We start from the raw sequence: 10,629 nt of genomic DNA on the forward strand, positions 1-10,629 counted from the left end.
GCCGTCGGGGGACGCCTCGGGGGAGAAGTACAGCATCGAGGTGGGCAGCAGCCGGTGCCGCTCCTCGGTGAGCGACCAGACCGGGGTCCAGTCGGTGGGGCGGGTCTCGTCGAAGGGCTCGGGGACGTACTGGAAGCGGGAGCCGCTCGCGTTCCACCGTGCGCGGTCGCGGAACTGCCGCTCGCTGTACAGCTGGCAGGCGTTGGGGTGGAGGGCGGCCGGGCCGAGACCGCGCAGGGAGTCGCGGACCACCGGCTCGTCGCCGTGCCGGGTTCCGCTGTGCCGTTCCACGGCCTCGCACAGGGCGCTCACCCGGGCCTCGGTCTCCGTGAGTCCCTTGCCGCCGCTCAGGCTGCGCAGTCCGGCGCGCAGCCCGGCGAGCGAGCGGCCGGGCATGGCCAGGTTGTGGCCGGAGAGGTAGGCGTGCAGGAAGTCCGGGCTGCCGGGGGCGCGGCGGATCTCCTTGACGACACCGGTCACCGGGTCGACCAGGTGGGCGTAGCGGTGGAGCATCTGCGCCGGGGTCAGGGCGCGGTGGCCGTTGCCGGTCGCGGTGGCCTTGGGCCGTGACACGGGGGTGAAGGGTGCCTGGACCCGCCGCCGCGTCGCGTCGGGTTCCCCGCAGGACGGGCACTGCGGGATGCGGGTCACCGGGTGGGCGGTCGTGGTGAGTCCTACGGTGTCCAGGGCCCGTACGGTCGACTGCTCCGGGCTGCGCAGACCGCCCACCCACTTGGCGGCCTCCAGCGCCGCAAGGTGCAGGGCGAGGGCGCGGACCACGGGCAGGGTCGCGGGCGGCAGCGGTACCGGATGGGGCCGGCCCAGCGTGTGCTGGAGCAGTTCCTCCGATTGGCGGTGGGCGCGCAGCCGGGACGCCAGGCAGTGCCAGCAAGGGCCGCCGTCGGGGCGGAACACCGGGCCGACCCAGGGGTCGGACCAGCCCAGCCGGACCGGGAGCCAGGCCGTCCCGGCGCGGCGGTGGGCCGCGTCGACGCCCATGAGTCTGGGCGAGAGGTAGTCGTCGCAGAGGACCACGGACAGTTCGGCGGGCGAGACCGGGTCGGTCACCGGGTTCAGTCCGGCGCCGCGCAGGGCCGCGCTGATCTCCTCCGGTCCGGTGTCGGTCAGGGTGACCACGCGGACCCTGGCCCGGGCGAGGGCGTCCGGTACCTGTCCGCCGTCCAGCCCGAGGAGGTCCCAGAAGGCTTCGGCGGCCGGATCGGCCAGGCCCCTCCCGCCGCCGGCCGCCGGGCCGTCGGCGGCGCCCGCCGGCCTCACCCGCAGCAGCCCGGCCGACTCCAGCGCCCGCAGCGAGCCGAGCGCCTCGTCGCGAGGGAGCACGGCCGAGGCCTCCCGCAGGACGGCGGCCATGCTGCGGCTGCCGTCCAGCAGCGGCACGAGCACCTCCGCGTGCTCGCCGCGCAGGGCGGTGACCCCGCGTTGGGAGACCAGGTACACCACCTGGCCGGGGGCCGGTTCGGGCCGCAGATGACTCTTGAATCCCACCCGGTTCGCATCACCGGTAAGCAGCATCAACTTTTTCCCCCGTATCAGTTTCAGGCGCCCAGGTCTCCGCTCACGGCCGGTGCGGTGGCGGGGGCGGCCGCCATGACGCAGATGGAGAAGAGGGCGACGTGCTGCGGGGCCACGGTGTCGATGCTCTCGATCACCAGGCCGGGTGTGGTGGCGGCCGCGCCGAAGTAGGGGTCGGCGGTGAGGGGGCTCGTCACGATGTCGCTCATCAGTGCCAGGTCTCCTTGGGTGGGGCGTGCGGTCGACTGAGAGTTCCTATGCCGAGGATTGTGCGAATGCGGGGTGAGGGACGGACAGTGGTGCAGTCACTGCCCCGATGTGAAGATGTCACGTCCCTGTGAACGCGGGGCGGGCCGGCCGGTCAGGCGGAGCGGACCCGCTGCGGGGCGGGCACCCCGCCCCGGGTGTCGCGGCACACCGTGAAGGGCAGGACGCTGCGCAGCTGCCCGTCGAGCAACGCCTTGCCGAGCGGGGTCACCGTGTGCAGGGCGCTGCTGCCGACCCGCCGGGTGGAGATCAGCCCGGTCTCGCGCAGGACGGCGGCGTGCCGGCTCGCCACTCCCGGGGAGACCCCGAGGCGGGCGGCGAGCTGGGAGTTGGTGGAGGTGTCGGTCAGCACCCGCAGTGCCGCGGCCCTGGTCTGGCCGACGAGCGCGCTCAGCGCGCGGGACTCGCCGTCGTCGCCGGTGTCGTCGGCGGACTCGGTGATCTCGTCCCAGCCGTCGACGAGGTCCGGCTCGGCGGCGAACACCAGCACGGTGTGGCCGCTGTCGCGTTCGCAGGCGACGACCCGGCCGGCCTCGCCGGGCAGGAACACGGACGGTTTGATGACCAGGCCGCGCCCGTCCAGCCAGATGTCCCGGTCCGGCCCGCCGTCTATTTCCAGGACGGGGGCGTGCCAGCGTATTCGCGGATGCAGCGTCGACAGCAACTGTTCCACGCCGCCGGTGGCGGCGACCCCGGCGTGGGCCGCGCACACCGCTTCGAGCCGTCCGAGCATGCTCTCCCAGTACGGGCACACCCCGGCGCGCCAGGCGGTGAGCGCGAGGCGGGCCGCGTCCTGTCCGGCGCCCCGCCCGGCCGGTGCGGTCTCGTCGTGCGCGGCCCATTCCAGCAGCCGCAGCAGCGGCTCGTTCTTCCGGTCGGGCTGCATGGCCAGCACGGCCCGGGCGTTGCTGCGCAGGGAGTTGCGCAGGGCCACGCGCCAGCGCGGGTACATGTCGCCGGACGAGGGGCGGGTGAGCAGGCGTAGTGCGAAAACGCCCTCCATGAGTGGTCCCATACTGCTCCGCAGCCGGACGCGTGCGAAGTCGGTACCCGTGAAGTGAATCCGCTGCATTGATGCCGCCCCGTATGCCGGTGTCGTGAGGGAACACGATCGACACTGCGCCTGCGGCGCCGGTGAAAACAGTGCCTGGATACCGATGGCGGCATGTGTGCGTCACCCGGTGCGGGGTGAGAAATTCACGTGGTACGGACTGCCCGCCGGGAGTGGTTCAAGGGGCTGCCGGGGCCGGGGAGATCGGTGAGATGGCCCGGACGGAAGGAAAAACGGAAGCATCCCTTCTATCCCTTTGATTGCCTTCTGCAAACCGGGATCGGTCAATACTCACCAATTCTTTACTCTTCAGGCTTATGATCGCACGAGTGTGTGGGCACGGTGCGAGCAGACGAGGGCGCGAGGACGGCAATGTCAGTTCCCGATGAGCTCAGACAGACCGACGCGAGTCGACCGCGACATCCCAGAAGACCGTCGGGTGACGCCCAGCACGTCACGCTCGCCCCACGGCTCGCGTCCGTCATCCTGACGTCGGCGCTCCTGTGCTACCTGGGCATCACCGCCCTCAACATCGCGGGCACGGACCTGGATCCGCTGCCCAGGACCATCTGCCTGATCTGTCTCGTCGTCATCTTCGTGCTCCAGTTACGGCACTCCCGCCCCGGAGCCGAGCGCGCCCCCATCGCCCACAAGGCGGCGTCCCTGACCGCTCAGGCGCTGCTCACCTACCTGCCCCTCATGATCTTCGACTCCCACTGGGGAGCCATGGCGGGCTTCCTGGCCGGATCGCTGCTGCTGCTCCTGCCCCCGCGACCGGCCTGGCCGCTGTACGGCACGGTCGGACTCAGCATGCTCGCCCCGCCCGCCATCGAGGGACGCCCGCTGATCGACAGCCTCTACCTCCTGCAGTCCACGCTCCTCACCGGCCTGGTCATCTACGGTCTCTCCCGGCTGTCCGCCCTCGTGCAGCAGGTGCACAACACCAAGAACGAGCTGGCGCGGATGGCCGTGACGAAGGAGCGGCTGCGCATCTCCCGCAACCTGCACGACCTGCTCGGCTACAGCCTCTCCGCCATCACCCTGAAGACCGAGCTGATCCACCGGCTCGTCCTGACCCATCCGCAGCGCGCCAAGGCCGAGGTCGAGGACGTCCTCGCGCTGTCCCGGCAGTCGCTGGCCGATGTGCGCCGGGTCTCCCGGGGCCTGCGCGACATGTCCCTGCAGGCCGAACTCGATTCGGTGAGCGGCCTGTTGAAGGGCACCGACGTGGACGTGACGACCCGGGTGGAGCTGGACGAACTCGCCCCCGAGGTCGACACCGTCATGGCGGCCGTCCTGCGGGAGGCGATCACCAACCTGCTGCGCCACTCGCGCGCCGCCACCTGCTCCATCGAGGCCGTCCAGCGCGACGGGCGGGTCCGGCTGGTCGTCGGCAACGACGGCGTGGACCCGGTCTACCGCGACACCTCGCAGCACAGTGGCGCGGGCCTGGACAACCTCAGGATGCGGCTGCGTTCCGTCAGCGGCCGGCTCGTCGTGGAGGAATCCGACGGAACCTTTCTGTTGATCGCCGAAGCCCCGGTCTCCGTCGAGCGCGACCACCGCGGGACCGCCGAGGAGGCGGACCTGTGGGAGACCGAGGAGCCCACCGTCCTTCCCCAGAGCGGCCCGGCGGCCTGAACCCAGGCCGTCGCCGCCCGCGGGCTCCGTCTCGCCCCGCCGCCCCAGGCCCCACGCCCACAAAGGAGTTCGCGCCGTGGACATCCGCATTCTGCTGGCCGAGGACATGCACATGGTGCGTGGCGCGCTCGTGGCCCTGCTGAGCCTGGAGGACGACCTCTCCGTCGTCTGCGAGGTGGCCCGCGGCGACGAGATCATGCCGGCCGCCATGGAGCACCGGCCCGATGTCGCCGTCATCGACATCGACCTGCCCGGCGTCGACGGGCTGACCGCGGCCGGACGGCTGCGCGAGCGGCTGCCCGAGTGCCGCGTGCTGATCCTCACCAGCCTGGGCCGGCCCGGCACCCTGCGCCGGGCCCTCAACGCCCAGGTCCACGGGTACCTGCTGAAGGACGCGCCGCCCCGTGAACTGGCCAGCGCCATAAGACGGGTGGTGGCCGGACAGCGGGTGATCGACCCGCAGCTCGCCCTGGACACCTGGAACAGCGAACAGACCCCGCTGACCGAGCGGGAGACCGAGGTCCTCCAGCTCGCCGCCGAGGGCCACGACCCGGCCGAGATCGCCAAGCTGCTGCGGCTCTCCCTGGGCACCGTCCGGAACTACCTGACGACGATCGTCTCCAAGCTCAACGCACGCAACCGCGTCGACGCGATCCGCACCGCCCGGGAGGCGGGCTGGCTGCTCTAGGGGGTGTCCTGGCGGCGCCCTCTAGGGGGTGTCCTGGTGTCCCTGCGACCTGTGGCGGGGTTCGTCGCGGGGGCGGCGGCTCGGCACCGGGTCGGCCCGGGTGGCCACGCCCGCCGACAGCAGGTAGCCGATGACGCCGCGGATGACGCCCGCGGGCAGCGGCACGGCGGCCACCGCGTCCTCCAGCCGGCACGGCCGGATCAGGGTGCCCACGACCCAGACGGCCTCGGGCCGGTGGACGACCACCCGGTAGGGGCTGCCCGGCGTCTCCATCACCAGGCCCTCGGTGCGCATCGCCAGGGAGGTGCCGAGCACCAGCCGCAGCCGGTGCCCGTCCGGCGCGCCGACCAGCGTGAAGGAGGCCTGCCGGCTGAGCGGGTGCACCGACAGCAGCGGCCCCGGCAGGTCGTCCATGGCGATGGTGCGTACGACGAGGTGCGCCACCTGCCGCAGCACGGGCGCCAGCTTCAGCTGGAAGGCGGGGCCGCCGCCGGCGCCGGACGCGTACTCCACGTTGGTCAGCCGCACCGGCCCCAGGGACATGCGGTACAGCGCCTCGCGCACGAAGTCGTCGGTCCTGACCCGCTGGGCACCCCACCGACCGCGTAGGACGGTCTCGGTCTCGTCGTCGCCCGCGACGACGACGACGTCCTCGTCCAGCGACCAGAGGTGCACCACCTGATGCTCTGTGTCGCTCAAGGATGCCTTCCAGGTCCGGATGGATGGGTCAGGTCAGTATCCGCGGGGTGGCACGGCCGCAGACAGGTCAGCGAGCACACGGCGGACATGAAGATCTCATATGCGCGCGAGCCGCCCGAGGGGCGCTCCGGGGCGGTCGGCCGCGGCTTGCAGGACGCCGAGGAAGCGCTCCTGGAGCGCTGCGAGGTCGTCGGGCCCGTACCGTGCCGAGTTGCCGCAGAACTCCAGCCGCAGCCCGTGGGCGCCAGGCCCGCCGGGGGGCGCCCCGTGCGGCGCCGGCTCGCGGTGCACGTTCAGGTTCAGGTCGGCGACGAGCCCGGTGGGCAGCTGGCGGTGCCCGGTACGGCAGGAGCCGAAGCGCGGCGGCGGGCCGAACGCCATCACGTTGACCTGCGGTCCGCTCAGCGCGCTGGGGCGTCCGGCCAGGGCGGGCAGGCGCAGCAGCAGCTCGCGCCGGTAGCGCTGGTGGCGCAGGGCGTCGCGGATCTTCGTGGCGGCCTGCCGGACGAGACCGGCGAAGTCGGTGCCCGCGTCGACGGCCAGCCGGACGGGGAGTTCGTTGGCGAGCATCGCGGGCGTGTGCAGTTCGGCGCGTGACCGGCGGGCCGTCATGGGCACGTTGACGACGACGTCGGTGGCGCCGCGCAGCCCGTGCAGCAGGGCGCCGACGGCGGCCACCAGGGCCGCGCTCTCACGGCCGACCGCCGCGGCGCCGGGCCCGAGGAGGGCGGTGAGCCGTTCGGGCGCCAGCACCGTGGTCCGGCGCACGGCGGGCCCTGGCGGTGCGGCGCCGTCGGTGAGGGCGGAGCCGGGGGGCGCGGTCGCGAACTCGGCCCGCCAGTAGGCGGCGTCCTCGGTGTGCTGGGCGGAGCCGTGGTACGCGGCGTCCTCGGCCAGCAGCCGGTCCAGCGGCGCCGCCGGGGCGGGCGCGGGGGTCCGCCCGCTCTCGAAGGCGGTGTACAGCTCGGCGAGCCGGCGGCAGTGGAGGTACTGGCCGAAGCCGTCCAGGGCGATGTGGTGGTAGCGCAGGAAGAGCAGGCCGCGGTCGGCGCCGAGCGTGAACAGGGTGTGCGCGCAGGGCGGTTCGCGGGTGAGGTCGGTCGCCGCGGCCAGGTCCTCGCGCATCCGGGCCGCGGCGGCGGCCTCGGGGTCCGGGTGGCCGGTGAGGTCCGCCTCGGTCAGCGCGGCCGGTGGGGCGGGCTCGACGGTCAGCAGTGGGCCGTCCGGGGTGTCGTGGAAGCGCGTGCGCAGGGTCTCGGTCTCGGTGAGCGCCCGGCCGACCGCCCGCCGCAGCGCGGTGCGGTCGAGCGGGCCGGACAGCTCGAACACGGCGCCGCAGTGGTAGATGGGCTCACCGGGCGCCCGCCGCTGGGTGGCCCAGATCCCGGACTGGGCGGCCAGCAGGGCGCGCGGGTGGTCGTGGCGGCGGGTCATCGGGCGGCGGCACCGGCCACGGCCTCGTCGACCGCCCGGCACAGCGCGTCGACGGTGGGGTTGTCCCACAGCACGGTCGGGTCCACGGTGACGCCGAGGCGGTCCTCGATGTCGGCGGCGACCGTGAGGGCGTAGACGGAGTCGAGGCCGTACGTGCTCAGCGGGACGTCCGCGGCCACGTCGGCGGGGGACATGCGCAGGTGCTCGGCGATGCGGGCGACGAGCCAGTCGCGCAGGCCGGGGGTGCGGGTGGTCTCGGTGCCGGTCAGGTCGTCCATCACTGCTGCCTTCCTGGGGTGCCGACGGGGTGGTGGTGCGGGGAGCGGGGCAGGAGCAGGTATCCGCCGCCCGTGCGGTGGCGCTCCGACAGCCGCTCCCACAGGGCGTCCTCCAGCGGCGCCGGCAGGGTGCGCGGCGGTGCGCCCCGGGGGGTGCTGAGCCGGTACAGCGCGGCGGCGGCCCAGTGCGGGTCCGACAGGAACGGGGTGCCGCTGTGCCGGGCCCGGCGCCACGTCTCGAAGCAGGAGGCGGCCACCAGCACGCCGACGTAGCGGCTGGTCAGGTCGTACGCGTACGGGCTCGCGGTCACGGACAGCTCGGCGGGGTCGAGCGCCGCGCAGTCCTCGCCCAGCCGGGTCAGCTCGCGCACGAAGTGCTCGCCGTAGCGGCGCAGGAGCCGGTACGCGGGTCCCTGCCCGTCGGGCATGGCGGCCAGTCCGGCGGCGAGCGAGGTGCCGAGGCTCTCGCGGCCGGCCGCGCTCAGCGCGAGCGCGCCGAAGTCCAGCGGGGGCAGCTCCTCCCCCGGCGCGAACAGCGCGGACGGGGCCGCGTGCCCCTCCCGCCAGGCGCGGCGGGCGAGGAGGGGCAGCTGCGGCAGCAGCGACACCTGGCAGGCGGCGCGGGCGGCGTGCCCGAATCCGACGGGCTGGATGTCCCGCAGCAGCTTCTGGAACCGGGCGGCCGGGCCCTCCCGCAGGTAGAAGGCGGCGCCGAGGACACCGGAGAGCCGGTTCATGGCGTCCAGCAGGGCCTGGGAGACGAAGAACTTCACCGCCTGCGCGTGGATCGCGGTCTCGGCCGGCAGCAGATGGAGGGCGCGGGTGCCGACCGTCGCGAAGCAGTCGGCGGCGAGCAGGTCGCTGAAGACGCCGGTGACGACGGACCGCACATGCGGCAGGTCGGCCGCGGTCCTGCCGTAGAGCCGGCGGGCCCGCACATGGCGCAGGGTGGTCTCCAGGGCGCTGTCGACGATGCCCGCGGACATCGACACCAGGGTGGTGCGGGTGATCTGGAAGGACCGCAGGGCGGTCTCCAGGCCGCGGCCGGGGGCGCCCAGGACGCTGCCGGCGGGCAGCGGGCAGGCGTCGAACCGGACGCCGCCGAGCTGGACGCCGCGCATGCCGGTGGTGCGGTAGCGCGGCAGGTACGCCGTCCGGTCGGCGGCGAGGTCCGTCTTCTCGGCGTAGAGCTGGGAGTGGCTGCGGCTGCCGGGGGCGGTGGAGGTGCGCGCGAACAGCACGAGCGCGTCGGCGCGGCGGACGTTGGTGATGACCTCCTTGCGCCCGTCGAGGAGCAGCCGGCCGCCCGCGGGCAGGGCGGTGAACTCGGTGCGGGTCATGTCGTTGCCGTGGGCCAGCTCGTGGTAGGCCACGGCGATCCGGCCGCCGGCGCCCAGCAGGGCGGCGGCGGCCCGGCGCTGCGTGTCGTCGCCGGCGGTCCAGACGTTGACGCCGGCGATGAACGACGAGGCGCCGTAGCCGAGGCCGAGGCAGGGGTCGCGCCGGTAGACGGCCCGCATGACGTCCACGAGGTGGTCGAGCCGGGTGAGCCGGCCGCCGAGGTACGCGGGCACGAACTCGGCGTTGAGGCCGAAGGCGTGCAGGGCCTCCTCGCCCGCGGTGAGCATCTCGCCGCGTTCGTCGGCGTCCAGCACGGCCCGGTCGCCGAGCGGGTTGGCCGGGTCGTCGGCGTCGCCGAGGACGGCCGCCAGGGCGTCGAGCCGGGCGGGCAGCGACGCCGGGGCGGGCGCGGCGGCGGTGACGTGGGCGGTGGTCATCGGGTGCTCCGTGTCGTGCCGGAGGAGGACAGGGGCGCCGGTCCGGTGGCCGGGAGCCGGTCCGCGAGCCGGTCGTAGGCCTCGGCCCGGCGCTCGTCCGGGGGCAGTCCGAGGCGGCTGAGGACCAGGGCGAGTCCGGCGCGCAGCCGCAGGCCGTCCTCGGCGGTGCGCGCTCCGGCGGTCCAGTGGTGCAGCAGGGCCGATCCGGCGAAGCAGAGTTCGTAGCGCGCGGCGAGGTCGAAGGCGGTCTGCGGGACGTCGCGCGGGGTGCGTTCGACCGCCGCCATGGCCCGGTGCACGGACCGGGTGACGGTGTCGAGTTCGGCGGCCATCCGCGCGGTCTCCCGCGGGAGTTCGCCGTGCCGTGCGGCCGTGCGGACCGCGGCGGCCGCTTCGGGCAGCAGCTGGACGAGGGTGCAGCCGCCGGTGGACAGCAGCCGCAGCCGGGCCGGGTCGAAGGGCGGCAGGGCGCCGCTCAGGGTGGCGGGCAGGGCGGCGCGGTCCGCGCGGCCGGTCCGCCAGGCGCGGACCAGGGAGGGGAAGTGGTCGGCGATCAGGTTGCGGTTGACGGCGGTGCTGCCGTCGAAGACGGCGACGATCCGGTGGTCCCGCTCCAGCTTGGCGTACGCCCCGTCCAGGTAGCCCTCGCTCAGGAAGCCGCGCACGCCGAGGAGTTCGGTGATCCGGTCCAGGGTGTCCTGGACGAGGTTCGGCACCAGTGCCTTGGTGACGGCGGAGACGAGGCTCAGCTCCGGGGTGAGGGTGTGGATGGCGCGGGCGGCCACGGTGGTCACGGTCTCGGCCACGCTCAGGGCCGCCGCGGCCTCGCCCAGTGTGCGGCGCACCCGGGGCAGCGTCACCAGGTGGCGTTCGTAGAGGTTGCGGCCGTGGGCGTAGCGCACGGCGATGTCCAGCGCGTGGTCGAGGGCGCCGAGGGACAGCGCGGTGCACAGGATCCGGGTGAGCTGGAGACTGCGCAGGACGGTGTCGATGCCGGTGCCGGCCGCGCCGATCAGGGCGTCGTCGCCGACCACGGCTCCGTCGAAGGCGATGCCGCTGATGTCGGCGCCGCGGATGCCGTGGGTGCGGACCTTGGGCAGCGCGCGGTAGGACGCCGGAGCCAGGCGTGCCTTGTCGACCAGGAACAGGCTGAAGCCGCGGGGGCCGCCCTGTTCGCCGGTGCGGGCCAGCAGGCAGATGTGGCGGCTGCGTCCGGCGTTGTTGATGAGCCACTTCTCGCCGTCCAGGCGCCAGCCGCCG

The 10,629-nt window shown here is 74.0% G+C and carries 10 protein-coding genes; 2 read left to right on the plus strand and 8 right to left on the minus strand.

Annotated elements, in window-relative coordinates:
• The 3 genes from CCN42_RS01595 to CCN42_RS01605 form a co-directional block, all read right to left on the minus strand.
• The coding region (locus CCN42_RS01595) for a TOMM precursor leader peptide-binding protein (protein ID WP_245877098.1) at positions 1-1,506 on the minus strand (1,506 nt) is incomplete at its 3' end.
• Positions 1,507-1,556: 50 nt separating this feature from the next.
• A complete protein-coding gene (locus CCN42_RS01600) occupies positions 1,557-1,742 on the minus strand; it encodes a hypothetical protein (protein WP_086172696.1) in 186 nt (61 codons plus the stop codon).
• Between the two features lie 152 nt (positions 1,743-1,894).
• Positions 1,895-2,803, minus strand: coding sequence for an ArsR/SmtB family transcription factor (locus tag CCN42_RS01605; RefSeq protein ID WP_245877099.1), 909 nt, complete (start codon positions 2,801-2,803; stop codon positions 1,895-1,897).
• Positions 2,804-3,223: 420 nt separating this feature from the next.
• Here CCN42_RS01605 and CCN42_RS01610 point away from each other — a divergent pair, with 420 nt between their 5' ends.
• Together CCN42_RS01610 and CCN42_RS01615 are read left to right on the plus strand one after the other, a co-directional pair.
• Positions 3,224-4,492: a sensor histidine kinase gene (locus CCN42_RS01610; protein WP_086732720.1), complete on the plus strand. Its 1,269-nt coding sequence runs from the start codon at positions 3,224-3,226 to the stop codon at positions 4,490-4,492.
• A gap of 76 nt (positions 4,493-4,568) precedes the next feature.
• On the plus strand, positions 4,569-5,180 hold the full coding sequence (locus CCN42_RS01615) for a response regulator transcription factor (protein ID WP_086732721.1): 612 nt from the start codon (positions 4,569-4,571) through the stop codon (positions 5,178-5,180).
• A 21-nt stretch (positions 5,181-5,201) separates the two neighbouring features.
• On the opposite strand, the gene CCN42_RS01620 is transcribed toward CCN42_RS01615, so the two are convergent.
• From CCN42_RS01620 to CCN42_RS43625, 5 genes are all read right to left on the minus strand, one after another.
• Positions 5,202-5,879 carry an NADH oxidase gene (locus CCN42_RS01620; RefSeq protein ID WP_143661820.1) on the minus strand — a complete coding sequence of 226 codons (678 nt, stop codon included), beginning with the start codon at positions 5,877-5,879 and terminating at the stop codon, positions 5,202-5,204.
• A 96-nt stretch (positions 5,880-5,975) separates the two neighbouring features.
• A complete protein-coding gene (locus tag CCN42_RS01625; protein ID WP_086732723.1) occupies positions 5,976-7,313 on the minus strand; it encodes a condensation domain-containing protein in 1,338 nt (445 codons plus the stop codon).
• The gene (locus CCN42_RS01630; protein ID WP_086172701.1) at positions 7,310-7,591 is read right to left on the minus strand and encodes an acyl carrier protein; all 282 of its coding nucleotides are present in this window, start codon (positions 7,589-7,591) and stop codon (positions 7,310-7,312) included. Before CCN42_RS01630 ends, CCN42_RS01625 begins: the two co-directional genes overlap by 4 nt.
• On the minus strand, positions 7,591-9,369 hold the full coding sequence (locus CCN42_RS01635; RefSeq protein WP_211294609.1) for an acyl-CoA dehydrogenase family protein: 1,779 nt from the start codon (positions 9,367-9,369) through the stop codon (positions 7,591-7,593). The genes CCN42_RS01630 and CCN42_RS01635 overlap by 1 nt, the downstream gene beginning before the upstream one ends.
• Positions 9,366-10,629, minus strand: a 1,264-nt coding sequence (locus CCN42_RS43625) for an acyl-CoA dehydrogenase family protein (protein ID WP_211294610.1), incomplete at its 5' end; no start/stop codon positions are given. The genes CCN42_RS43625 and CCN42_RS01635, both read right to left, overlap by 4 nt.

This window comes from Streptomyces glaucescens (assembly GCF_002154375.1).
Lineage (GTDB): Bacteria > Actinomycetota > Actinomycetes > Streptomycetales > Streptomycetaceae > Streptomyces > Streptomyces glaucescens.